Genomic DNA, 25,382 nt, shown 5'->3' with positions numbered 1-25,382 from the left:
GATCATCTTGACATTTACAAATGCAATGGCTTCTTTTACGGTAACGTCGTTTATACGGCACTAGATACTTAATTTCCCCAGTGCAGCTCTAAGGTGGTAAGTTATTTTTCTGCGTTAGGAAGTTCTCAGCTTTCCTTCCTTCTCTGTATAACCGGGTAAAATAACTCGTGTCCTTTTCTTCGCTTATTATGAAATTGAATGCAAAAAAGCATATTCATCCCTAAATATAGGGACGAATATGCTTATATCCGTGGTTCCACCCAGATTCCCATCACAAAAAACATAATGGCTTCTTTTGCGATAACGTCGCATACACGGCACTAGATACTTAATTTCCCTAGTGCAGCTCTAAGGTGGTAAGTTATTTTTCTGCGTTAGGAAGTTCTCAGCTTTCCTTCCTTCTCTGTATAACCGGGTAAAATAACTCGTGTCCTTTTCTTTGCTTTTTGTAAAACATCCATTTATTGTCATTTAATATATCTTATTCATTTTATTTTTGCAAGTGTTTAAAAAAATTATTTATTTAATTAAAAAAGTGAAACCAAATTTTTTTGGTTTCACTTCACAATTTTACCAATCTTGTGGTTCGTAATTTAAGTCTGCAAATAGACGTCTTTTCTCTTTCTTTGTTAAATCTCTCCACTGCCCAACCGGTAAATTATTCAATTCAATATTCATAATTCTCGTACGTTTTAACGTGTATACTTGATAACCTAAAGCTTCACACATACGGCGAATTTGACGATTTAGCCCTTGTGTTAAAATAATTTGGAACTCATATTTTGATAACTGTGTAACCTCACAAGGAAGCGTTTTTGTTCCTAAAATTTTAACACCCGCTGCCATTTTCTCTAAGAAATCAGGTGTAATTGGCTTATCTACTGAAACGATATATTCTTTCTCATGTTTGTTTTCAGCACGTAAAATTTCATTAACAATATCACCATCATTCGTTAACAAAATTAAACCGTCTGAGTCTTTATCAAGACGTCCAATGTGACTAATTCGTAAAGGATGGTTCACTAAATCGATAATATTACCTTTTACTGATTTTTCACTCGTACATGTAATACCTACTGGTTTATTTAAAGCGATATATACGTGATCTCGAGCAATTCGAAGCTGCTCTCCATTTACTCGTACATCATCACCTGGGTTCACTTGGTCACCAATTTTTGCAACCTTACCGTTAATAATTACTCTTCTCTCATTAATTAGTTTATCCGCTCCACGTCGAGACGCTTTTCCAGCTTCACTAATAAATTTATTGATACGCAAATTAGGCACATCCTTTTCTAAAAAAATTTCAAGCTCACACTGCTTCTACCGTACAATACAAAAGGGTAAGCCTCCTATTATAACTTAAATATATTAACATGAAAGGGTATATAACGTCTTCTATTAATTACTTGTTTATAAGAAAATATCTTTATTATACATTCATTTATACACTTTTTCAGCGTTTAATATACAAGCCATTCTTCCTTACATACAGCTTGTTTTCCTTTTATCTCTTCTATATCTTCATGAATATTAGCTAATTTATATAAATCTAGGAAAATCTCTTCCACATAATTTTGATGCGTCTGTTCATCTTTCCAATACGTTAACACTATGTAACGATTTTCATTTTTTAAAGACTTCCCAACTACTCCACCTAACATTCCTTTTGCTTTTTCCATTCCTTTATTCCAAATTGTTTCTTGCTTCTGTAAAAAATACTTTTCCTTTTCCACCTTTACATCACATATAGTAACTCTTACGAATGCTCCTTCTGTAACAACGTCTTTCAAATGCGTATCAGTTATATCATACAACGTTTGAAATAATTCAATTTCACACGAAAGAAACGTATCCTCTTGATTACTATTTAAATAAATTGTATCGTGAGCACCATTCATAAATGATTGATATGTACTTCTATCTTCCCATAAAGTAAATACACATGCCTCATCTTCATACCATCCACCAAATTGTCCATGAAAACCATCTAGATGCCGTATATCACTCCATTTTTCTTGCGCATTTGAAAACAATTTCTTTTTCTCTTCTTCCACCTTACAGTAGATTGTTTTTAGTAACATTTTTAATTCCCCCTTTAGCATATAATTTATCTTCTTCTCACAATAATTAGTTCACATAATATTTTTATAATCACCCTAATACTCTTTATAGACATATAGAACTAATCATATTTATCACTACATCTATCAAAACATCTATCGAATTTAATTTCAAATGATTCAGAATAAAAAAAGATGTAACTCTTAATGAATTACATCTTTAGCTAATCTCCCTTATTCATCTTTTTCTCAAATAAATAATACGTAATTTCTCCCGGATAATGTACTACTGCTACCTTCCTTTCCCCTTTTTTAAAACTAACAGTATGCCCGTTTTCCCCTAAGTTCTCCCATCCATTTGCTTTTGTAATAGGCATTACACTTATATATTGATAGTCCTCTTCATTATCATCGTTAATATAGATTGCTGACATTGGCACTGGAAAATCTTTAATTTTAGATTCTTTGTCTACATATATGAGTGCAAATAAACCAACTAATAACATAGCCATTGAAATACTTAAAACCAGTTTTCTTCTATTCATTTTCACTAAAAACCCTCTCTTCTCGCATATAACTTTCATCATTTTACTAAATTTAATTATTCATGTATAGAAAAGACATAATTCAAATTATTTCTAACCTATTTTCTCTACTTTAAACAACATTATTGTTATATATTATAATTATAAGTTTTTAAATTTTGGAGGCGTTACATATTGCAGAAATTACTTTTTACTAAATGGACAGTTGTTATTTCTATTTTCATCATTTTCGGTACGATTTTCTATGTTACTAATGTTAAAAATAACAACGAAAAAGCAACTGTAGAAACAGCGGAGACAAAAACTTTCAAAACGAAATTACAACCTAAAATTCATGAATTGACTACTCATTATAATGACATCATCGAAAAAGATTGGTTACCTGCCTGGGAAGAGATTAACACGAATGGAGATTCAGTAGATCGAAATAAACTATTAGTTACAATGAGTGCTGTTTCCAAACAGTACGAAACAATTATGAACGAAATAGACACGCTTAAAATTGAAGAAAACATAACAGATATAGATATACAAAAACAACTACTTCAATTCACAACTCAGTTTAAATCCGCATCAAATTTCATGAAAAATGCAGCAAATTTGATTATAGACGGAGCAAATAACTCTACTCCAACCAATGAAACTATTGAAAAAACAAAACAAGCTTTAGGACTTGCGGATCAACATATTGTCATCGCTTTATCTACTTTAAATGAAGTTGAAGATAAATTAGGACTTACAAAAAAATAAAACTATTTACTATTTTAAAATAAAAAATGATTGCAATTCACAATTTGTATGTCTATAATGTTTTTATTGATTTACAATCAATGTGTTTATAAATTTTATAATTCGGATGAACCATTCAGGAGAAGGTCTATTGATCTACCGACGGGGCAAAAAGTTGTTATACCAGCTTTGAAACTCTCAGGTCTTGGTTACAAGTAGAACTGCATGGGGACGAATCTCTGGAGAGACTCCCTCTCGCTTTCATAGAGCGCGGAGGAAAACGAGCACCGAAGGAGCAAATCCGCTACTTTAGCGGATAATCTCTCAGGTAAAAGGACAGAGACAAGCGAAAGAAAAAGCCGATTGTATCGGTTTATTTTTCTATCCCTTGTTTCTCCAGAGACCATTTCATTTACTTGAAGTGGTTTTTATTTTTTCTAAAAAAGGAGAATAAAGATGGAGACAGTAAGTAAAGTATTAGAACAACTAAATCAATACGTGTGGGGATTACCAACTTTGTTGCTACTCGTTGGAACAGGTATCATTCTCACAGTGCGTTTGAAAGGTTTACAGTTTAGTAAACTATTATACGCTCACAAACTAGCGTTTAAAAAATCAGAAGATACTTCTTCTTCTGGAGATATTAGTCACTTCCAAGCACTCATGACAGCTATGGCCGCAACGATTGGTATGGGTAATATAGCCGGTGTTGCAACAGCGGTTACAATTGGTGGTCCTGGTGCAATATTTTGGATGTGGATTACCGCTTTATTCGGTATGGCAACAAAATATGCAGAGGCAATACTTGCAGTGAAATATCGTGTTAGTAATGAAAATGGTGAATATTCAGGTGGACCAATGTATTATTTAGAGCGTGGTTTAGGTAAGAAATGGCTTGCTATATTATTCGCTATATTTGGTACAACTGCTTCTTTCGGTATTGGTAATATGGTGCAATCTAACTCAGTTGCAGAGGCAATGCGAATTAATTTCTCTTTCCCTCCTGCTTTAACTGGTATAGTAATGTCATTTTTAATCGCAATTGTTATTTTAGGCGGTGTAAAAAAAATCGGAAAAGTGACGGGATATGTCGTTCCTATTAAAGCTTTCTTTTATATAATTGCTGGTCTTATAATTATTTTCTATCACTACGACCAAATTCCAGAAGCATTTTCACTTATTTTTTCTGGTGCATTTAATGGTACAGCAGCTGCTGGTGGTTTTATTGGGGCAACAGTTGCATCAGCTATCCAAATCGGAATGGCGCGTGGTGTATTTGCGAACGAAGCTGGTTTAGGGAGTGCACCAATTGCGGCGGCGGCGGCAAAAACCGATTCGCCTGCAAAGCAAGCTTTAGTTTCAATGACTGGTACTTTTCTAGATACGTTTATTGTATGTACAATTACAGGACTAGTATTAATTACTACAGGCGCTTGGAAATCAGGTAAAACTGGTGTTGAAGCTACAACACTTGCATTCCAATCTGTATTCGGTACTGCTGGTAGTATGATTCTCGGTATCGCAATTATTTTATTTGCCTACTCTACTATTTTAGGCTGGTCGTATTATGGAGAAAAATGTGTAGCTTATTTATTCGGAGAAAGTGCAGTTAAATATTATAAAGCAATCTTTATTTTCATGATTGCAATTGGTGCTAATTTAAAGCTAGGAATCGTATGGACATTTGCTGATATTGCAAATGGACTTATGGCAATTCCAAACTTGATTGGTCTGATTGGATTAAGTAGTATTGTTGTTGCTGAAACGAATCGCTTTTTACAAGCAGAGAAATTGAAAGAAAATAATAAAAAACAGGCAAGTTAATCTATGAAAAAAGGAATGACTCATACATGATGAGCATTCCTTTTTTCATCCCCTCTTTTACTTAATTACTATCATTAAAAATATATTTATATCAATATTTACTCCTTTTTATTCCTCCAAAAGTTTTTCACATAAATGTCATAAATCGTATGGTCTAACTATATAGTTGAAAAGGAATGCGACATTAAAGTGTCGCTGAAAAACTCATCCAAGAAAAGGGAGGAAAAATCTTTTGAAAAACAAAATCATTGTTTTCCTATCTGTTTTATCATTTATTATTGGTGGTTTCTTCTTTAACACGAATACTTCAAGTGCTGAAACATCATCTACTGATTACGTTCCTAACCAATTAATCGTTAAGTTCAAACAAAATGCATCTTTAAGTAATGTGCAATCTTTTCATAAATCTGTCGGAGCTAATGTCTTATCTAAAGATGATAAGTTAGGTTTTGAAGTCGTACAATTTTCAAAAGGTACTGTAAAAGAAAAAATAAAGAGTTATAAAAATAATCCAGATGTGGAATATGCAGAACCAAATTATTACGTTCACGCCTTTTGGACTCCAAACGACCCATATTTTAATAATCAATATGGATTACAAAAGATTCAAGCTCCACAAGCTTGGGATAGCCAACGAAGTGATCCGGGTGTAAAAGTAGCTATTATTGATACAGGAGTTCAAGGCTCACACCCTGATCTGGCTTCGAAAGTAATTTACGGGCATGATTATGTTGATAACGACAATACATCTGATGATGGTAATGGTCATGGTACACATTGCGCTGGAATTACTGGAGCACTCACGAATAACAGCGTCGGAATTGCTGGTGTTGCCCCACAAACTTCAATTTATGCTGTCCGCGTATTAGATAATCAAGGAAGTGGTACTCTTGATGCTGTAGCGCAAGGTATTCGAGAAGCTGCTGATTCGGGTGCAAAAGTAATTAGTTTAAGTTTAGGAGCTCCAAATGGTGGTACTGCATTACAACAAGCCGTTCAATATGCATGGAATAAAGGCTCTGTTATAGTTGCAGCTGCTGGAAATGCTGGAAATACAAAAGCTAATTACCCTGCTTATTACAGCGAAGTAATTGCAGTTGGTTCTACAGATCAATCAGATAGAAAATCTTCATTCTCTACTTATGGTAGCTGGGTAGATGTTGCAGCACCAGGTTCAAATATATATTCAACATATAAAGGAAGCACGTATCAATCATTAAGTGGTACATCTATGGCAACACCTCATGTTGCAGGAGTCGCTGCTCTTTTAGCAAATCAAGGATATAGTAATACACAAATTCGCCAAATTATTGAGTCAACTTCTGATAAAATTAGTGGTACAGGTACGTACTGGAAAAACGGTAGAGTCAATGCATATAAGGCTGTACAATACGCTAAGCAATTACAAGAAAATAAAGCTTCTTAAGAAAACTTTAATCAATCGATCTACCATGAATGCGGAATAAAATAGAAGGAGAGACTTCTATAATTAAAGCCTCTCCTTCTTACAAACTATATTACTCTCCCTGCTTTTTAACCATATGTAAATACAGTACAAAATCCATCATTGTCGACGAATGACCAAGTTGACGGATCATCGCTGTTATATTTCCTCTATGATATGTACCATGATTTACGACATGTTGCACTAATTCTAAAATCGAAGTTTCTAATTTCCCTACATATGGATTCTCAATAACAAATACAGCATTCACATCTTGTATTGTAATTAAAAAATCTTTATATTGATTTGCCATGTTTTCAAACATTTTTTCTAATTCATGTAACGATTTAGTTTCAATTTGTTTTCGTAAATCTTCTCGGTCTTGTATTGCTTCATTCATACTTTTACCATGCAATATATGTAACCACACTTGATCTGTAATATAAATATGCACAAAAGTATCCTTAATGGATGGGAATACACTCTGTATCTGCTCATTAAAAATCGTCTCATAGTTTGGTAACTCTTTTAATCGATTGAATAATCTTGTATTGGCCCAAGCATGATAATCACACTGTTTTAATATATAATCTTTCAATTTATATTACCTCCTTATTGTATGAAACGAATGGTTTGTTTCTTCATTTCTGATTCTCTATCAGCCTTTGCAATCCCTTTTTCTTTCATTTCATGCTTATTTATCGTTTTATATTTTACATACGTATAAAATTCCGTTTGAAATGGAAATGGTGTAATCCGAATTGTTTCCTCGTCCACCCATTCAGCTTGAATAAGTTTCTCCTCTTCACTATTAAACATTTCTGTTCCTTCAAAACCATCTTTAAATAAATCAATTTCATCTTTCTTTTTGACACCAGGCTTATTCATACATACGTATAAAGAAAGTTCATCACAAAACTTTAATAATCTATAATGTTTATCGAACATCGCAAACTGTTCTTTTGTTAACGTTTTCAAGATTCTTTTTTGTCGTTCTAATTCATGTTTATAAAATGACATCATCTCTTCATCTTCCTCGTTTAGTGGAAATGATAAAAAATGTTTACTACAAAGCAATGCCCCGTATGGATTAGAATTTTCAATTTCATTCAAACCAATCGTATAAAAAACAAAACGTAATGGGCTTGGACAATCCATAAATGTATATGGAATATTTTTAGCATCATTCAAAATTGGTACTTTATCAAGCTCTATCCATCCTCTGTCATGCTCATATATTGCATCAACTGTTTCTTTTAAATATGTTTTACTTTCAAAAAAGTCTTCTTTTATATGTTTTGCAATCTCTCCAGCTAAAAAACCATGATCATGTTGACGAATTAATATACTTTCCTTCTCATTTTTTTCACGAAAAATCATTCATATACTCCCCCTCATCCTCATATTAAAGCTTTTTATATGCATCGATTCTTAATTAATCCCTAAATAATAGAAGGGATTCAGTCTCTTGCAACGAAATTAACATAATTATATAGTATTCTATCTAATCATAGTGATAGCTTTATCTTTACTATCTATTATACTAAAACATTCATTCCAAAAATTTTTTTATGAGGTGAAAACATGAACAAAACAGAATTAATTAAAAACGTAGCTCAATCAGCTGATATTTCTCAAAAGGACGCTTCTGCAGCTGTACAATCCGTATTTGACACAATTGCTAATGCATTACAATCTGGAGATAAAGTTCAACTAATCGGTTTTGGAACTTTTGAAGTGCGCGAAAGATCTGCTCGTACAGGACGTAATCCGCAAACTGGCGAAGAAATTCAAATCGCCGCTGGTAAAGTTCCTGCATTTAAAGCAGGTAAAGAATTAAAAGAAGCTGTTAAATAAACAAGAAACCAGCCATTTTATAGGCTGGTTTCTTGTTTTTATTTAAGCAATTGCTTTATATTCTCTGCATGATACACTTCACAAATATAAAATACACATTTGCATTTACTTACAATTTGATACTTTCTAGTTGGATACACATTCGCTGTAACAGAACATCCATCAAACAATTCAATAATATTTCCAGATGGCTGATATCCTTCATATAATACATTTCTTCTTACTTCCATCTTTTCTATAAGCTTTTCAACAGGAATATTTCCACTCTCTAATTCACTCTTTATTGCGTCCGGTAAAAACGAAGTGTCTGCAAAAATTAGATTTTCAGATAACACCTTGCCTTTATAACTAACATTAGATACACGGTAAAGAAATGTTCCATCTTTATCAAAGAAATTCTTTGCTTCTTTCGGAATGTACTGTCTACCAAGTGCCTCTTGTTCAAGAACATCAAACTGAACTGTATCATTTAAAAGCTTTTCTAAAGCATGAATGGATGATGTATCTCCAGAAAATAAAATATTTTTAATTGCTTGTACGTTATAAGTGAATTCATTCTTTCTATTTTCCGCTACTAACATGAGGAACACCTCTTCTATAATTTTTTTATTTAAGATTTAAAAGTGCTGCCGCATCTAATTGCGTAATTTCAGTTACTTCCTTACTGAATATTGCAACAGAGGCCCTATAATCTAAACTAGGCTTTACATCTTCCATCATTGTATTATTTAATAACTCTTGTCTATCCTTAAAAACCAACAAGTTTGGAGGATCATTTGGAGCTGATACTGTAATATGTACTGGCGGAATCATTAGTCCTTCACCTGTCGCTTTCAGCACCGCTTCTTTTCGAGTCCAATATGTTAAAAATCCTTCTATTTTCTGTTCATTTGGCAGTTTCATAACTTGCGCTATTTCAATGTCTGTTAATACACCTTCTGCCATTTTCATAACATCTACATTTGGATTCATTTGTTCTACATCTATGCCAACAGGTGCAGATTTTGTAAAAGCAACGACAACCCACTCACCTGAATGCGAAACGGATAATTGCGGCATACCTTCTGGTAATTGTGGTCTTCCATGCTGCACTTTACATACTGAGCACATTCGATCAATTGGTACTTGGACTGGTGACATAGAAAGTATCTTACCGAGAACTAATCTACTTATTACGCAACCTATTATAAAACGAGCGCGATCTGCCGAATGATGATACGAATTTGCTTTCTCTCGCTCTATATCATTTAGTAAATTGTAATGCCATGACTGTAAATCCGAAATTCTTGCCCACCATATTTGACAATCATTCTCATTCAAAGTTGGAATAGAATCTACAACTTTACTTTCTATCATGTAAACTCTCCTTTATTCAACGAATATCAATTTTCATAAGAAAGCATGCGTATATTGTTATTCATTGACAAGTACTTTCTCTTTTTCTGATACAGATAATGTTTTTTCTTTCTTCTTTGACATTACCTCTTTATCGGAAATACGTAAAGAAAATAGTAGTGCTATGAGCAAAAATATTGCTGATCCAATTAATGCTGCTTGATATGGTAAAAAATCGGATTGAGCGTTATTACTTCCAAAACCAGCTAGTATACTAGCTAAAACAGCTACTCCTATTGCTGAACCTAATCGATTTTGCACATTGAATATAGTAGTAGCTCTCCCCATAGAAGGCGGCGTGATATTGTTAAAGGCAGAAAATTGAACCGCACCGACAGATTGACCTAAGAAAATACCGATACCAAACAATAATGCGCGGATTTGCCACGGATTCGTATCGTGATTTACAAAACTTAATAAAACAAAGATAACCACGGTACAAATTAATCCAATAGAAATTACCTTTCGCGCTCCTAATTTTTTATATGACCATGGCACAATTTGTGAAGAAACCATTAATCCAATCGCCTCTGGAAATGTCGTAAGTCCTGATTCCAGCGCGGAAACTCCTATCACATTTTGATACATAAGTGGAAAAACAAATAACATTCCTAGTAAACCAGCTGATGAAAATAATGATATAAGACTCATCTTTCTAAACACTGGTTCTTTTAATAAACGTAAATCTAACATCGGTTGCTTTACTTTCAGTTCTACGATTATAAACAATGTAATGAATACACCCCCAGCTATCCCAGTACTCATAATTTCTGGAGAAATCCACCCTTTTGATGGTCCCTGGCTGAGCGCATATATGAGCATCGCAAATCCTGGTGCTGATAAAATAAAGCCGAGCGAATCAAAGCGACCAGCTGATTTTTCAACATGCTCTGCTAAAAATAGAAGTCCAAATAGCAATGCAACGATTCCAAACGGTAGATTAATATAAAATGCCCAACGCCAAGACATTTGATCTACAAAGAAACCACCGATGATAGGACCAATTGCTGGTGCTACAGCAATTGGAAGTATAATGAACCGAGAAATCTTCGGTCTTTCCTCTGGTGAAAATGTTCGAAATAACATTGCCATTCCAACTGGTGTTAAAAGCCCTCCACCAGCACCTTGAATAATACGGAAAATATTCAATGAAGTAATATCGTTAGCCATTCCGCATAAAGTAGAGGCAATTGTAAATACGAAAAGAGCAATTAAAAACACTCTTTTCGTACCAAATCGATCTCCTAACCAACCAGAAATCGGAAGGAAAACAGCTAAACTAACTAAATACCCAACATTAACCGTCCCCATTGCAGATGCAGGTACTTGTAGTTCTCTACTTATCGTTTGCAGTGCTACATTTACAATCGTTGCGTCCATCGCAGCCATAAACATCGCAGTTATATAAACGATACTTACAACTACTTTTGGATTTAGTTTTTCTTTCATTATCGTTTTCCTGCTAATGTTTTTTCGCGAACTTGATTACTTTTTGGATTCAAATCTTTCCAGTTATATTCAACATATTCTAAGCAGCTCTGCCTACTAGCTTCTTCATATACGACATTCCAGCCAATAGGTACATCGAGAAAAGCAGGCCAGAGAGAATACTGGCCCTCCTCATTTATTAATACTTTATATGTGTAATTATCATTTTCAAATGGATTCGTCATACTCTACTTACCCCTTTCTTATTCTGCAAATATTTCGCTAATACTTGTCCAATTTCCGTAAGCGGACCTGGCTGACATAGATCTTTATGTCTACAATCAATATCGTGCTGCACAATTTGCCCGTCTAAATAATTTAGCCACGTATTTGGAGAAATAGGATCAAACCAGTCTGGTATAACAGTAGATCTAAAGAACAGGATATCTCCGTTATAAACTTTCGGTACATATTTCCCTAACAACCCTACTGAATTTACATATGTTTCTTTCAAGTTCAATATAGTCTCTTCTTCAAGACTTGCTAATGCACTTCCATCTTTACGAAGGATTTCAACTGCACTTTCCATTGTAAGTGGTTTACCATCCATGTTATCTGGGTCATATCCGCCTAAAGCAAGTAATGCGATTAACGCTTCCTCTTCAGTAGGCGCTTCCGTATTCGGTAAGAAGTGTCCAGGATAAGAGTCAAGCATAACGAGTAATTCTACTTCTTCCCCTTCATTTTGTAATTGCGCCGCCATTGCATGCACAACATTTCCTCCAAGCGACCAACCTAATAAACGATATGGTCCATGAGGCTGTACTTCACGAACGTGTTTCAAGTAATCCGCCGCCATCTCCTCTAAACTTTTTGGAAGTTCTTCATTTTTAGCAATACCACGTGCTTGCACACCATAAATTGGATAATCTGTTCCTAAAGATTTCATAAGTCCTGCATAGCACCAACTTAATCCACCTGCTGGATGTACACAAAATAGTGGTAATTGATCCCCGCTTGCTCGTAATGGAAGCAACACATCAAGTGCACTTTGACCATTCCCCATCTCAAGTCTTTCAGCTAACCCTGCAACAGTCGGTGCTGCAAATAAAGTACCAATGTTTAGTTCCACTCCAAGCGCCTCTTTCATGCGGCTCATAAGCTGCACTGCAAGGAGTGAATGACCACCAAGATCAAAGAATCCGTCATCAATTCCAATTTGAGGTACACTTAGCACTTCTGTAAACAAGTCACATAACATTTCTTCTTGCGGTGTTCTTGGACCACGACTAGAAGATGATGCGATAAATGCTGGAGCTGGCAATGCCTTTCTATCTAATTTACCGTTTGGAGTTAAAGGTAACTCATTTACTACTACAAAAGCGTATGGAACCATATAATCTGGTAAACTACCACTAGCAAACTGACGCATTTCATTCGTATCAATTGCTTCATTATTTGATGCAACGATATAAGAAACTAACCGTTTATCCCCTGGTTGATCTTCACGTACAATAACGGCTACTTGCTCAGCTTTAGGGTGCTTCATTATGACTGCTTCTATTTCTCCTAATTCAATTCGGAATCCACGAATTTTGATTTGATGATCTGCACGTCCTATATAATCTAGCGTCCCATCATTACGCCAGCGAGCTAAGTCTCCTGTACGATACATTCTTGTACCTGGCTTGCCAAATGGATCTGCGATAAAGCGTTCAGCCGTTAATCCTGCTCTTCCTAAATATCCACGCGCAAGTCCTGCACCTGCAACATACATTTCTCCAACTACTCCAGGTGGGACTGGTTGTAAATAGTTGTCTAACACATACACTTTAAGGTCAGGTATACTGCACCCAATTAAACTATTTGCCCGTAAAGAGACGATAGTTTCATCTAATTCAATATAACTAACATGTACTGTCGTCTCTGTAATACCATACATATTAATAAGCTTTGGTGCGTTATGAGGATGTCGACTATACCAATCTTCTAAGCGACTTAGCTCAAGTGCTTCTCCTCCAAAAACAACATATCGTAAAGATAATTTTTGGCCAATCTCTTCATTTTCACGATCTGCTTGCATCAATTGGTAGAACGCTGATGGAGTTTGGTTTAAAACCGTAACCTTTTCTTTAACAAGAAGCTGTAAAAATTCTTTCGGCGAGCGACTTACAGTATGTGGGACTACAACTAAACGCCCTCCGTATAATAAAGGTCCCCAAATTTCCCAAACCGAGAAATCAAAAGCATATGAATGGAACATCGTCCAAACATCGTTTCCGTCAAACTGGAACCAATGATCAGTTGCTCCTAAAAGTCTCACTACATTTTGATGAGGTATCATAACGCCTTTCGGTCTGCCTGTTGACCCTGACGTATAAATAACGTAAGCAATATGTGATGGAGATAATGGCTTAATTCGTTCCACTTCATCAATATTGTCTTCACTATATTTCTCAACCTCTGCTATTACTTTCACATCATCAACTAAAACTTTTAGTGCCTCATTACATTCAATTTCCACTTCTGAATTCGTTAAAACACATGATGGTTTCGCATCGTGTAGCATAAATGAAATACGGTCTGCTGGGTAATCTGGATCTAACGGAAGGTATCCAGCACCAGCTTTAAGAACAGCTAATAAGCTTACAACCATGTTTAATGATCTTGGCATCGCTAAAGCAACGAGTTGATCAGGACCAATCCCTTTTGCTATTAGGAATCGAGCTATTTTATTTGCTTTTCTATTTAACTCTTCATAAGTTAATTTCTTATCTTCAAAGACAACAGCAATAGAATTTGGATTTATATGAGCCTGCTTTTCAAACAATTGTGGCAATGTCATTTCTGGTGCAATTTGAAAACCACCATTCCACTTTTCTAACACTGTATTTTTCTCTGCTAAAGTTAATATTTCTAATCTGCCAATGGATTGATCTGGATTTGTAGTTGCATCATCTAATAACAAAATGAATCGTTCTATTAGTTTTTGAACCGTTTCACGTTTATATAAATCGGTACTAAACTCTAGTAATCCATGTAAACCGTTCGGAGTACCATCAACCCCGTTACTCTCACTAATTTCAAATGTTAAATCAAATTTTGCAGAACCAACGCTTTGAATTTCAAGGCTCGCTTCTAAATCTGGTACATGAAACGTTGCTTCTGGTGTATTTTGAAAAGCTAACATAACTTGAAACAACGGATGGCTGTTTCGAGTACGTACTGGATTTAATACTTCAACAAGCCTTTCAAATGGAACATCTTGATTTTCATAAGCTGCAAGATTTACCTGCTTCACTCTATTTAATAATTCTTTAAAACTTGGATCTCCTGAAGTATTTGTACGTAACACTAATGTATTTACAAATAAACCAACAATATCTGAAAGTACATCATCATTTCTTCCAGCAATCGGACTTCCAATTGGTATATCAGTGCCTGCACCTAATCTTGTAAATAGTGCACTAAGCCCTGCTTGCAATACCATAAACAAACTAACTCCATTTTTACGTGCAAGCTCTACTAACCTACTATGCATACCTTCATCTATATGAAAATGAATTGTTTCCCCGCGGTAACTCGTCTCAATTGGACGCTGGAAATCTGTAGGTAACTCCATTTGGTCTGGTAAACCTTTAAGTTCTTCTTTCCAAAAATCTAATTGTGTTGAAATAAGACTCTCTTGTGTCGTTTCATCACCTAGCAATTGCTGTTGCCAAAGTGCATAATCTGCGTATTGAACTGGTAGTGTCTCCAGCTGAACTCTGTCACCTTGACATCGCGCTTTATACGCCGCTGTAAAATCTCTCGTTAACGGCTGTAATGACCAGCCATCACCTACAATATGATGTAATAGAATTAATAATACATGTTCGTTTTCACTCATTGTAAAAAGTTGCAAACGAACTGCCGGCTCAAAATCGAGGTTAAAGCTATATCTTACCGCCTCTGAAAGTACACTTTCTAATTCATCTTTACATGTATTAGTTATAACCATTTCTAAATTTAAGTTTTCCATATCTAAAATTTTCTGATAGGAACTACCTAATACGTTAGGGAAAATTGTTCTAAGTGTTTCATGTTTCTCAACTACATCATAAAAAGCACCTTGTAATGCTTCCCGATTCAATATTCCATTCATACGAATGACTAGCGGAATATTATAAGTAGGACTTGGACCTTCTAAACAATTTAAGAACCATAACCTGCGCTGTGCAAATGAAAGTGGAACTTCATTTGGCCTACTTGCTTTCTGAATAGCTGGTCTTGCGCTTTTTGCATGGTTTAATTGTTTCGCCAGTTCGGCAACAGTTGGTGATTCAAATAGTTTCCCAATTCCTAATTCCACACTTAACGTTTCACGAATTCTTGCCATTAAACGAGATGCGAGAAGTGAATGTCCACCCATTTCAAAGAAATTATCATCAATGCTAATTCGAGAAACACCAAGTACTTCTGCAAATAAATCACATAATATTTCTTCTTTCGGATTTCTAGCAACTCTCTCATTGTTCATTCCATTAAAATCAGGAGCAGGTAATTTCTTTCTGTCAACCTTACCATTTGGCGTTAATGGTAATACTTCTAGCACAACAAATGTCGATGGTATCATATAATTCGCTAAACTTTCTGAAACATAAGAACGAATTTCTGAAAGATTAATCGGTTCCTTTTCTTCTGCAACGATATACGCAATGATGCGTTTATCATTTGCACGATCTTCTCGTACCATTACTACCGCTTGTTGAATATTTTCATGTCGTTGTAATACCGTTTCAATTTCAGCTAATTCAATTCGGAATCCACGAATTTTAATTTGATGATCTGCGCGACTAATGTACTCTAACGCACCATCACTACGCCATTTCACAAGATCTCCTGTACGGTACATGCGCTTCCCTGATTCTCCATAAGGATTTGCAACAAACCGTTCAGCTGTTAACTCAGGTTTTCCTAAATATCCGCTTGCAAGTCCTTCCCCTGCAATATATAATTCCCCAATAACTCCAGGTGGCACTGGTTGTAACCCTGCATCCAATACATACACTTCTGTATTGCAAATTGGTTTTCCAATAGGAGGTATGCCCTTTTCACCTTCATCAATGTTCATGAAAGTAGACCAAATCGTCGTTTCAGTTGGTCCATATAAATTAGTTATTGAGCAACCTAATTCTCGTAATTTATTTGCTAAATGCGCTGGAAGAGCTTCACCACCAACAAGTATGCTTAGCCCTTGTAGCTTCTCTGGATAATCAGTTACTAACGCCTGCCAAAGCGTCGGTGTAGCCTGCATAATGGTCACTCTTTCTTCATGTAAAAGTGTCGTTAATGCAGAAGGCTCTTGTATGTCTGCTTTTTGCGCAATTGTTAAACTTGCACCACTAATAAGAGGTAAATAAATTTCTAGTGCAGAAATATCAAATGCAAACGTTGTAACTGCTAATAAATGATCATTTTCATTTAATGAAAACTTTTGTTGCATAGCCATTAAAAAGTTACTTAAACCTCTCATAGGAACAATTACACCTTTTGGGTTTCCTGTTGAGCCTGAAGTATATATTGTATAGGCTGGGTTTAACAGTGATACATCATTCTTACATGCTATATTCATACGAGAATATGTATGTAACGCTAGTTTCGTTTCTTCGTCATCTAATACAATTTTTTTCATATCCTTTTCTATAACTAACTTAGATGAAACAGATGAATGTGTTATGATACAAACTGGTTTTGCATCATTTACTATATAAGTAACTCTATCTGCTGGGTATTCTGGATCTATTGGTAAATACGCTGCACCAGCCTTTAAGACTGCTAGCATACTAACTACCATTTCTATTGATCTAGGGAATACTAAAGCTACAAACTGATTTGGTCGTATTCCTTCTTCTACTAAATAATGTGCTAGTTCATTCGCTCGTTCATTTAGCTCTTTATACGTAAGGATTACACCGTCACAAGTAATCGCTAGTTTATTGGGATTTTTTTTCACTTGTTTTTCAAATGATATAGGCAGACTGATTAATTCATCGTCTTCCTTCGTTTCATTCCATTCCAATAAAACTTTATGATTTTCTTCAGGCAGAGTAATGTTTATTTTTCCAATCGACTCGTTTTTCTCATAATTATTTATTACTAATTCAAATAGATTCATAAATCTTTCTTTATGCAATGCTAGCTCCGCGTTATTATATACTTCAGGATTTGCATCAAAATGAATCATTATCTCATTTTGATCAAAACGTTTATATACATTTATCGATAAATCATCGACAGGTCCTGCTGATAAGTTATGCGTAATACCACGATTTCCAGCAAAATTAAGCCCGTAATCAAAAGGCATAACATTCACTAACGGTCCAAACAACCTTTGATTTTCACCTAGTAACTTTAAATCTCTTCTTAATTCCTCATGACGGTATTTATAATGGCGACGTACATCTCGGATTTCTTTAGAAACTTGCTGCAATAATTCCGCAAGAGTTATATTTGGAGTTACTGTAATACGAAGTGGAACTAAATTCATTACCATACTTGGTGTATGAATAGATACAGAACCTAGGCGTCCCATCATCGGTAAACCTAAAACAATATCATTTTCACCTGTTAATTTATGCATATAAATACTTGTTACAGCCACAATGAATTCCGGCCAACTTGTTAACGAAATATTGATATCTTCTAGTAAAGTTTTCGTGCTAGAACTAGATAAATAAGCTGTTTCTCGTGAAAATCCATTTGATGTTCTCGGTGCTCGTTCTGCCAAACTTACAACTTCTGGGGCATCTGCAAACTTTTCTAACCAAAAAGTACGATCTTCCTGAAATTGTTTAGACTCACGATACTCAATATCTTCTTGCACGACTTTTGCAAGAGAACCAAATGGTTTTTCATTCTTGTTTGTTTCTTCTATAAGTGATGTATACTCATTCGCTACTTTTTGGCTAAGAAGTGAAAATCCATAGCCATCCATCACAATGTGATGGATGCGCTGATACCAAAAGAAACGATTATTTTCAACTTGAATAAGTGCTTCAGTAAATAAAGTATCTTTTTTCAAATCGACTGGCATAGATAAATCATTTTTCATCCATACTTTAGCAGCTTCTTCAGGATTTTCTTCTTTACGAACGTCAATAAAATGCATATGAAACTGTGATTCTTCAATAACTTGCCATAGGCCAATTTCATCCTCTTCGAAGCGAACATGAAGTGCTTCTGTTTCCATTACAACTTTACGTACAGCTAATTCAAAAATGTCTTGATGAATATTTCCGTTTATTTCTACATATTCCCCAGTATTATAAATTGGATTAAGCGGATCTAATTGTTGCGCAAACCACATACCAGACTGCGCAGATGATAACGAATGACGAATCTTTTGACTGTTAGGCATTCTTTACTACCCCTTTATTATGTAGTCTATTTGTTACAGCACCTGTGCTGTTTGTGAAGATAGTAAACTGTACCAACCTGTAACAGTTGGACGTTCTGCTAAATCTGCAAAAGTGATTTCTTTCCCTTCACGACGCCACTTCTCTACTAAACTCATAATTCTGACCGAATCAAGCCCTCTATTTAATAAGTCCTCATCAATATCAATACTCTCTACTGGCTCACGAAGTAGTTGTGCAACTAGTTCATGCACTTCCTGTATAGTGATTCCTTCACCCTCATCACCTTTTACACTTTGTAAATCTTTTAACAGTAGGTTTGTTGATGTCGTTACTGCACATCTATTAGATGCATACTCCAATGCTTGTTTATGATGCTCTAGTGAAAAATCAGCAACTGCATCTGCTACAAAGAACGGCTCTATACCATCCATAAATGCTTCACAAGCTGTTAAAAGACAGCCAATATGCGCATAAATACCGCAAATAATGAGTTGATCTCTTCCTTGTTCATTTAAAATTTCTAATAGATTTGTCTTTTTAAATGCACTATATCTCCATTTTGTTAGGAATATATCATTTTCATCAGGAGTAAGTTCATCAACAATTTTCTTTTTATCTGGTCCAGCAGGTATACCGTCACCCCAAAAGTCTTGTAATAAACCTCGTTGTTCTAACGTTTGCCCACCAGGTTGTGCTGTATAAACAACTGGTATACCAAGTTCCTTACATTTTTCTCTTATCATTTTAATATTTGAAACAAGTTCTACTTTTGGTGATTCTTTATCGCTATATGCATCAAGAAAATATTCTTGCATGTCATGAATTAAAAGTACTGCACGTTTCGGATCTGGTGTCCAATTCACTTTATTTTTCGGTAGTTCTGATTCAATTGGCATTTTATATACTGAAATAGATGGAATAGCCATCTAATCACTTCCTTCCGGTTTTTATTATTGTTTTACTGTAATAAGTTTTTCAGCAATGACTTTACGTAGTTCTTTTTTGCTGACTTTTCCGACTCCTGTTTGCGGAAATGATTCAATAAATTCAATTCGATCTGGAATTTTATAAGCCGCTATACCACGTTCTCTTAAAAACATTTTTAATTCACTTACTGCCGGAACTTGTCCGCGAGCTATAACAAAAGCACAGGTGCGTTCACCTAAATAATCGTCAGGCATAGATACAATTGCTACGTCATGGACCGCATCGTGTGCTAATAGATGATTTTCAACTTCTTCTGCAGCAACTTTCTCACCACCGCGGTTAATTTGATCTTTATCTCTTCCTTCTACAATGATGTATCCTTGTTCATTTACTTTTACAAGATCACCTGTGCGATAAAATCCATCCTTTGTAAATGATCGTGCATTATGCTCTTCGGCTTTATAGTAACCACGAATTGTATATGGACCTCGTGTTAATAAACTACCTACTTCGCCCGGTTGTACATCGTTGTCATTTTCATCAACAACTCGTACTTCATCGAGTGCAGACATTGGTCTACCTTGTGTATGAATAATAATTTCTTCCGGATCGTCTAATCTTGTATAGTTCACTAATCCTTCCGCCATACCGAATACTTGCTGTAACGTACATCCAAATGTAGGGCGTATACGTCTTGCTACCTCAGCACTAAACTTAGCACCACCTACTTGAATAACCTCTAGGCTCGATAAATCGGTATTACGAGAAGATGCAGCATCAAGCCAAATCATTGCTAATGGCGGAACGAGCGCTGTAATTGTAACTTTTTCTTTTTCGATAAGAGCAAATGCCTCATCTGGACTACCACCAGTTGCCAATACCACTTTTCCACCCGCATAGAAAGTTCCAAATGTCCCTGGAGAACTCATTGGGTAATTGTGTGCTACTGGAAGAACTGCCATATAGACGCTTTCTGCATTCAAATTACAAATTTTAGCGCTAACACGTAAACTATAAATATAGTCATCATGTGTTCTAGGAATTAATTTAGAAAGACCTGTTGTGCCTCCTGATAATTGGAGAAACGCAACATCACTTGGCTGAACTTCTGGTAATGAGACGGGATCCATATACAGATCATTTATGTTCACAAACTCTTCTTCTTCTCCCACTACAATTACATGTTGTAAATTTGGCACTTTCTCTTTCACTTCTCTTGCTAGTTTTCGATAATCAAAACCGAGAGCCTTATCTGAAATAACGTAAGCGCTCGCCTCGCCAAAATCACAAAAATAACTAATTTCACTGCTTCGATGTGACGGCAGTGCAAAGACAGGAAGCGCTCCAATTCGAAATAGTGCAAAACATATTTCGAAAAACTCGATAATGTTAGGTAACTGGATTACAACTCTGTCCTCTTTCTTTATTCCTAAATTCAGTAAACCTGCTGCTAAACGATCTACCTTTTTATTAAGTTCACTATATGTTATATGCTTCTTACCACTTACAACCGCGATTTGATCTCCATATTTCTCAGCCCGCTCTCTTAACACTCCTCCAAATGTTTCACCAAGCCAACATCCTTCTTCTCGGTAACGATCGGCAAATTCTTTTGGCCATTCTGTATAACCTACTAGCATTCTTTCTTCCCCCTATTTTTCATTAAGTGAACTATCTCTTAACCCTAAAGCTTTTAGCATTGTTTGGAACTTAGCTGATGTTTCTGCTAACTCATCTTCTGGTTTTGACTCAGCAACAACTCCAGCTCCTGCATATAAACGCAGTGTATTTTCTTGTACTTCAGCACAACGAATTGTAACAATCCATTCTCCATCTCCATTTAAATCGCTCCATCCTAGCATTCCTGTAAAGAACTCGCGGTCAAATGGCTCAATATGCTGTATAGCCTCTCTTGCTTTTTCCATCGGAGTTCCGCAAACTGCTGGCGTAGGATGAAGGGCAATTGCTAATTGTAAAGAAGAAGTATTTGGATCCTTCAGTTCACCTTTCACTTCTGTAGACAAATGCCACATCGCTTCACTATGAATAACTGATGGCTTTTCTGGAACATGTAATGTATGACAATACGGACGAAGTGCAGCGGCAACCGCTTCCACTACTACCGCATGTTCATGTAAATCTTTTGGAGAAGAAAGTAATTCCTCTGCTCTTCTTTTATCTTCTACTGGGTCCTCACTACGTGGCCTTGAACCAGCTAACGGGTTAGAAATAACTTGCATACCATTACGTGAAACAAGTAATTCAGGACTTGCTCCAATTAGCGTCTTACTGTTCTCTTTTTCATCTTTCGGTAAATTCACAGCAAATGTATAACCATGCTTATTATGCTCTGCTAATTCTCGCAGAAGTTTTTGCTTATCAATCTTTTCCGAAGATTTAACATCTAACGATCTAGATAGAACGATTTTCTTTAAATCACCGTCCTGTATTTTTTTAATTCCTTGCTTCACACCATTCATATAAACTTCAGGGTCTGGCATTGGCGTCATTTCAAATGTTACGTTCTCATTTGTTTCAAGCTGATTTGTTGTATCCAATTGTAAACGCTCAGAAATCCTACTATATTCTGGTACGATAAGTTGGACTTCTTTTCTACGATCGAATGGCAAAGCACCCACAACGATAGGATTTGGATTTCCAGCTTGTTTCGCATTACTTAATGTCGCTTGCACAAGCTCTGGGAAATTTTCAATTTCACGATGCTTTACTGTAGTAAACTCTCCTTCTGCTAATATCGTTCGAGTTGGTGAAGCAAAAAAGAATGAAGATTCAGTCTTATAATCTTCTAAAAGTTTTTCTGACAATTCCTTTACAGCTATATGTTCATTCATAATATAATAACCTCCTGAATTTTGATTAAACTCCTAACGTAGCACCGCCATCGACACATAAATTGTGCATTGTAATATGACTTGCTCTATCTGAGGCTAAAAATAACACGGCTTCAGCAACTTCTGAAGGTTGTGCAATTTTTTGTAATGGAATTCCGAGTCTATATGTATTTTGAGAACCAGCAATTATATTTTTAGCTCCATTCTCATCAGCCCATAGTAATCTTTGCATCTCAGTTTCAGTAGAACCTGGAGAAACTAAGTTGCAGCGTATATTGTATGCCGCAAGCTCTAGTCCTAAACATTTCATAAACATCGTCGTTGCAGCCTTTGACGCAGCATACGCAGCCATCTCCATTCTCGGCGTATTTGCCGCATTTGAACCGACTGTAACAATTGCCCCTGATTTTCTTAACATCATATTTTTACTTACCGCTCGGGACATATTGAAAACCCCTGTAGTATTTACAGAGAATGTTTTATTCCAATCTTCATCACTTAACGAATGAATTGGTCCCATACGTAAAACCCCTGCAACATTTATTAAAATATCTATTGGCGCTATTTCATTTGCAATATGATTTACCATGTCTTCAACAGCAGCGCTATTACTCACATCTAAACGAAACGTTTTCATACGTGTTTTATTTAATTCATTTTGATTTAAGAGTACATTTAACCCCTCTTCATTTTGATCAACCGCAATAACTGTGGCTCCTCTTTCTAAAAACATTTTGGCAACAACACTGCCTATGCCTTGTGCTGCACCTGTTACTAAAACTGTTTGCCCATCAAATTCCCCTAAGTTCATTTTCTCTATCCTTTCACATAAACATTAATTTCATTAAGTAACATAAATGATATTGATTTTCATTATCAGTCGTGTTGTAAAAAATAATACACTTACTAAACTAATTGGTCAAGTGCGCATTACTTTAAAATCCATTTTATTGATAATGTTTTTCATTTACTATCTTACACCGAAATGATAATGTTTCTCAATAAACTTGTCAATCTTTTTTTATTTTTCAGATAAAGTATTTTAATGCTTCTTAATAAAATCATACCTAAACGCATTAAATGTACTTATATTATAAATAAAATTCAAACTCCTCTTTTTAAAATTGAAGAAGATAAACTAGAGATACGTTCATTTACAATGCTTTATGAAAAACTCAAGTATATATTTTCTCAATATTTTTCTGAAAATATATCTTACAAATACTAATGAATGTCTTCTTTATCATTTAAGATTTAATATATATTTCGAATATGATGTATCAATTTATTATATTCCAAATGGGTATTCCACTCACTTTTACATCTATAAAAATCACAAAAGTAATTTAACCTTGTTAAAATAACTCATAAAAAAGCATCCTAATTAATAGAATAGGATGCTTTTTCGTAATCATAGTGTTATAGAAGATTTGTATACTTATGCTACGCTGCGATACTCTTCTTCTTGTTCTTTTTTCTGTTTAGGTGCTTGAATTAAAATTGCGATAATGAATGACACGACACATAATACACCGATCACCATGAACGTTGGTTTGAATCCACCTAGAAGTGCACCGATAAAGGAACCTGCAAGCGCCCCAAATCCAAATCCTTGATACACAATTCCGTAGTTCTTACTATGGTTTTTCATACCGAAGAAATCACCAACAATAGCTGGGAAAATAGTGATATTTCCACCAAAGCAAAACGCTACACTTGCTACACATACGAAGTAAATACCATAATTTAAATCTACAAAACTTAGAACTAAGACTGAACTCGCCATAACAACAAAAGTACCAGTAACGATTTTTAAACGCCCAATTTTATCCGATAACGGTCCTAAAATGATACGACCTAATGTATTGAAGATTGCAACCATAGCCACCGCATTAGCTGCTGTTGCTGCGCTAAGTCCTACAAGTTGAACACCAATGTCTTTTACCATACCAATTAAGTATAAGCCACTCATACATGATGTAAATAACATGATAAATAATAAGTATACTTGTTTTGTGCCTAACATTTCTTTCGTTGTGTATTCCTTAGTTTTTGTTTCATGAACTGCTCCTTGATCTGCAGCTTGATGGATTAAACAAGCACCAATTACAATCATAGCTGTAACAATTAAACCCCAGTATATAAATGCTTGCGATACACCAACTGATTCAATCAACTGTGCGTTAACGTATTTAAAGATTAAGCTACCTGAACCATATGCAGAGACAGAAATACCAGCAATTAAACCTTTACGCTCTGGAAACCACTTTATTAAATTTGATAGTGAAGTGATATATGCTGTACCATCTGCATAACCTACAACAACTCCTGCTAGTACATAAAGCAATATTAATGAAGAAGCTTGTGAACTAAGTATTAACCCTAGTCCTAATGCTAATCCAGCTATCATAATAAGTTTACGAAGTCCCCATTTTTCTTGCAATTTACTCGCAAATAAAGTTGAAAATGCTAAAGAAAGACTAGTAATTGAGAAAGTTATCGCAACAGCGTTAAGACTCCAACCGTATTTACTAACTAAAGGCTGATTGAATAAACTCCATGTATATATCGTCCCAAGCCCCATTTGTACTATAACTGTGCCAAGGACAACAAACCATGGATTAACAGTTGATTTTTTCATACCTTTCCGCCTCCTCTTTCTATTTCAATGCTATTCGCTAAATTTACTTTTTTTATGTTCATTTTGGTCACCTCTTTTGATTTGACACCTTCATTGTATAAGATGTTTTCGTTCATGTAAGCACTTACAAGACAGAGCGTCAAAAACGTAGAATCAGTTACAAAAAACGAAGGATGAAATACAAAAACTACTTATTAAATACGTAACAGTTATTTAATAAGTAGTTTTTGTATAAGCTCGATTTACATTTGTTTTTGAACCCTTTTTTAAAAAGTGA

19 protein-coding genes, 1 riboswitch and 1 other annotated feature are annotated in these 25,382 nt (G+C 35.2%); of the genes, 4 read left to right on the top strand and 15 right to left on the bottom strand.

All coding sequences use genetic code 11. The annotated features are described in order from the left end of the window. Positions 1-225: 225 nt before the first annotated feature. Positions 226-449 (bottom strand) — a binding site (T-box leader). A 121-nt stretch (positions 450-570) separates the two neighbouring features. From rluF to DN401_RS26040, 3 genes are all read right to left on the bottom strand, one after another. Next, a complete protein-coding gene (gene rluF / locus DN401_RS26050; protein WP_001222171.1) occupies positions 571-1,278 on the bottom strand; it encodes a 23S rRNA pseudouridine(2604) synthase RluF in 708 nt (235 codons plus the stop codon). Between the two features lie 185 nt (positions 1,279-1,463). After that, a complete protein-coding gene (locus DN401_RS26045) occupies positions 1,464-2,084 on the bottom strand; it encodes a YdbC family protein (RefSeq protein ID WP_000925177.1) in 621 nt (206 codons plus the stop codon). Positions 2,085-2,287: 203 nt separating this feature from the next. After that, a complete protein-coding gene (locus DN401_RS26040; protein ID WP_127063937.1) occupies positions 2,288-2,650 on the bottom strand; it encodes a hypothetical protein in 363 nt (120 codons plus the stop codon). Between the two features lie 132 nt (positions 2,651-2,782). Between DN401_RS26040 and DN401_RS26035 the strand changes: the two genes are divergently transcribed. The 3 genes from DN401_RS26035 to DN401_RS26025 all read left to right on the top strand — a co-directional run bounded on the left by DN401_RS26035 (position 2,783) and on the right by DN401_RS26025 (position 6,587). Next, complete coding sequence (locus tag DN401_RS26035; RefSeq protein ID WP_001170889.1) at positions 2,783-3,358, top strand: hypothetical protein; 576 nt, start codon at positions 2,783-2,785, stop codon at positions 3,356-3,358. A gap of 208 nt (positions 3,359-3,566) precedes the next feature. Further along, positions 3,567-3,687: riboswitch (glycine riboswitch) on the top strand. Between the two features lie 106 nt (positions 3,688-3,793). Beyond that, the gene (locus tag DN401_RS26030) at positions 3,794-5,161 is read left to right on the top strand and encodes an alanine/glycine:cation symporter family protein (RefSeq protein WP_000451037.1); all 1,368 of its coding nucleotides are present in this window, start codon (positions 3,794-3,796) and stop codon (positions 5,159-5,161) included. A gap of 232 nt (positions 5,162-5,393) precedes the next feature. Beyond that, entirely contained in the window at positions 5,394-6,587 is a 1,194-nt protein-coding gene (locus tag DN401_RS26025) for a S8 family peptidase (RefSeq protein WP_000790938.1), read from the top strand. A 91-nt stretch (positions 6,588-6,678) separates the two neighbouring features. Here the strand turns inward: DN401_RS26025 and DN401_RS26020 are convergent, their stop codons facing one another. Further along, the gene (locus tag DN401_RS26020; protein ID WP_000656267.1) at positions 6,679-7,203 is read right to left on the bottom strand and encodes a DinB family protein; all 525 of its coding nucleotides are present in this window, start codon (positions 7,201-7,203) and stop codon (positions 6,679-6,681) included. A gap of 14 nt (positions 7,204-7,217) precedes the next feature. Further along, a complete protein-coding gene (locus DN401_RS26015) occupies positions 7,218-7,985 on the bottom strand; it encodes a DUF3891 family protein (protein ID WP_000577298.1) in 768 nt (255 codons plus the stop codon). A 204-nt stretch (positions 7,986-8,189) separates the two neighbouring features. On the opposite strand from DN401_RS26015, the gene DN401_RS26010 reads away from it, so the two are divergent. Beyond that, positions 8,190-8,462, top strand: coding sequence for an HU family DNA-binding protein (locus DN401_RS26010; RefSeq protein WP_001043905.1), 273 nt, complete (start codon positions 8,190-8,192; stop codon positions 8,460-8,462). A gap of 38 nt (positions 8,463-8,500) precedes the next feature. Here the strand turns inward: DN401_RS26010 and DN401_RS26005 are convergent, their stop codons facing one another. From DN401_RS26005 to DN401_RS25955, 10 genes are all read right to left on the bottom strand, one after another. After that, positions 8,501-9,043, bottom strand: coding sequence for a hypothetical protein (locus DN401_RS26005; protein ID WP_000959125.1), 543 nt, complete (start codon positions 9,041-9,043; stop codon positions 8,501-8,503). A gap of 25 nt (positions 9,044-9,068) precedes the next feature. Further along, the gene (gene sfp / locus DN401_RS26000; RefSeq protein WP_000573004.1) at positions 9,069-9,818 is read right to left on the bottom strand and encodes a 4'-phosphopantetheinyl transferase Sfp; all 750 of its coding nucleotides are present in this window, start codon (positions 9,816-9,818) and stop codon (positions 9,069-9,071) included. A 57-nt stretch (positions 9,819-9,875) separates the two neighbouring features. Next, a complete protein-coding gene (locus tag DN401_RS25995; protein WP_000660198.1) occupies positions 9,876-11,306 on the bottom strand; it encodes an MDR family MFS transporter in 1,431 nt (476 codons plus the stop codon). After that, on the bottom strand, positions 11,306-11,530 hold the full coding sequence (locus DN401_RS25990; protein WP_000184057.1) for an MbtH family protein: 225 nt from the start codon (positions 11,528-11,530) through the stop codon (positions 11,306-11,308). The genes DN401_RS25995 and DN401_RS25990 overlap by 1 nt, the downstream gene beginning before the upstream one ends. Beyond that, the gene (locus tag DN401_RS25985; protein WP_127063936.1) at positions 11,527-18,684 is read right to left on the bottom strand and encodes an amino acid adenylation domain-containing protein; all 7,158 of its coding nucleotides are present in this window, start codon (positions 18,682-18,684) and stop codon (positions 11,527-11,529) included. Before DN401_RS25985 ends, DN401_RS25990 begins: the two co-directional genes overlap by 4 nt. Positions 18,685-18,717: 33 nt before the next feature. Next, positions 18,718-19,611, bottom strand: a complete 894-nt coding sequence (locus tag DN401_RS25980) for an isochorismatase family protein (RefSeq protein WP_001007285.1) — start codon at positions 19,609-19,611, stop codon at positions 18,718-18,720. A 24-nt stretch (positions 19,612-19,635) separates the two neighbouring features. After that, positions 19,636-21,252 (bottom strand): (2,3-dihydroxybenzoyl)adenylate synthase, encoded by a 1,617-nt coding sequence (locus tag DN401_RS25975; protein ID WP_000960125.1) that lies wholly within the window; start codon positions 21,250-21,252, stop codon positions 19,636-19,638. Positions 21,253-21,264: 12 nt separating this feature from the next. Further along, entirely contained in the window at positions 21,265-22,464 is a 1,200-nt protein-coding gene (gene dhbC, locus DN401_RS25970; RefSeq protein ID WP_001002068.1) for an isochorismate synthase DhbC, read from the bottom strand. 25 nt (positions 22,465-22,489) lie between these two features. Beyond that, positions 22,490-23,275, bottom strand: coding sequence for a 2,3-dihydro-2,3-dihydroxybenzoate dehydrogenase (gene dhbA, locus DN401_RS25965; RefSeq protein WP_001048437.1), 786 nt, complete (start codon positions 23,273-23,275; stop codon positions 22,490-22,492). Positions 23,276-23,902: 627 nt separating this feature from the next. Continuing rightward, the gene (locus DN401_RS25955; protein WP_000750111.1) at positions 23,903-25,105 is read right to left on the bottom strand and encodes an L-lactate MFS transporter; all 1,203 of its coding nucleotides are present in this window, start codon (positions 25,103-25,105) and stop codon (positions 23,903-23,905) included. Positions 25,106-25,382: the final 277 nt, after the last annotated feature.

Source organism: Bacillus sp. BF2-3 (assembly GCF_008368795.1).
GTDB lineage: Bacteria > Bacillota > Bacilli > Bacillales > Bacillaceae_G > Bacillus_A > Bacillus_A cereus.
The sequence above is the reverse complement of the archived record's forward strand: the minus strand, read 5'-3'. Positions and strand labels throughout refer to the sequence as shown.

Excerpts from the sequence above, each read along its gene's own strand:
- DN401_RS26045 (WP_000925177.1), bottom strand. The coding sequence starts at position 2,084 with ATGTTACTAAAAACAATCTACTGTAAGGTGGAAGAAGAGAAAAAGAAA.
- DN401_RS26040 (WP_127063937.1), bottom strand. The coding sequence starts at position 2,650 with ATGATGAAAGTTATATGCGAGAAGAGAGGGTTTTTAGTGAAAATGAAT.
- DN401_RS26030 (WP_000451037.1), top strand. The coding sequence starts at position 3,794 with ATGGAGACAGTAAGTAAAGTATTAGAACAACTAAATCAATACGTGTGG.
- DN401_RS26015 (WP_000577298.1), bottom strand. The coding sequence starts at position 7,985 with ATGATTTTTCGTGAAAAAAATGAGAAGGAAAGTATATTAATTCGTCAA.
- DN401_RS26010 (WP_001043905.1), top strand. The coding sequence starts at position 8,190 with ATGAACAAAACAGAATTAATTAAAAACGTAGCTCAATCAGCTGATATT.
- DN401_RS26005 (WP_000959125.1), bottom strand. The coding sequence starts at position 9,043 with ATGTTAGTAGCGGAAAATAGAAAGAATGAATTCACTTATAACGTACAA.
- sfp (WP_000573004.1), bottom strand. The coding sequence starts at position 9,818 with ATGATAGAAAGTAAAGTTGTAGATTCTATTCCAACTTTGAATGAGAAT.
- DN401_RS25995 (WP_000660198.1), bottom strand. The coding sequence starts at position 11,306 with ATGAAAGAAAAACTAAATCCAAAAGTAGTTGTAAGTATCGTTTATATA.
- DN401_RS25990 (WP_000184057.1), bottom strand. The coding sequence starts at position 11,530 with ATGACGAATCCATTTGAAAATGATAATTACACATATAAAGTATTAATA.
- DN401_RS25985 (WP_127063936.1), bottom strand. The coding sequence starts at position 18,684 with ATGCCTAACAGTCAAAAGATTCGTCATTCGTTATCATCTGCGCAGTCT.
- DN401_RS25980 (WP_001007285.1), bottom strand. The coding sequence starts at position 19,611 with ATGGCTATTCCATCTATTTCAGTATATAAAATGCCAATTGAATCAGAA.
- DN401_RS25975 (WP_000960125.1), bottom strand. The coding sequence starts at position 21,252 with ATGCTAGTAGGTTATACAGAATGGCCAAAAGAATTTGCCGATCGTTAC.
- dhbC (WP_001002068.1), bottom strand. The coding sequence starts at position 22,464 with ATGAATGAACATATAGCTGTAAAGGAATTGTCAGAAAAACTTTTAGAA.
- dhbA (WP_001048437.1), bottom strand. The coding sequence starts at position 23,275 with ATGAACTTAGGGGAATTTGATGGGCAAACAGTTTTAGTAACAGGTGCA.
- DN401_RS25955 (WP_000750111.1), bottom strand. The coding sequence starts at position 25,105 with ATGAAAAAATCAACTGTTAATCCATGGTTTGTTGTCCTTGGCACAGTT.